Genomic DNA, 314 nt, shown 5'->3' with positions numbered 1-314 from the left:
GCCGAAGCGGCTGCCGAAGATTCGGAGGCGGCGGCTGAAGTGCACGCCGCCAAGGAAGCCGAAACCACAGGCGAGCCTGCTGCCGAAGCAGATGCAGAACCCGCTGCTGAAGCAGAAGCGCGCACCCAAACCGTGGCGGCGAACGACGCCGCGGCGGAACAAACCGATGAACTGGTTGCCGTTGCCGAGGCTGAGCCAACTGCCGAAGCGGCACCTGCGGCGGAAAGTGGCGAGAGCGCTGCTCGGTCCGATACCGCCGCGGCAACGGAAGCCCCGACGGACGCCGCACCGGAAGCCGCCGCCGGCGAAACCGC

Annotated in this window: 1 pseudogene; it reads left to right on the top strand. The window is 69.1% G+C overall.

Annotated elements, in window-relative coordinates:
* Positions 1 to 314: pseudogene (locus EN818_RS33150) on the top strand (hypothetical protein); the annotation flags it as partial.

The sequence above is a fragment of the Mesorhizobium sp. M3A.F.Ca.ET.175.01.1.1 genome, assembly GCF_004791945.1.
Classification (GTDB): Bacteria; Pseudomonadota; Alphaproteobacteria; order Rhizobiales; family Rhizobiaceae; genus Mesorhizobium.
This window is presented reverse-complemented; position numbering and strand designations above follow the sequence as displayed.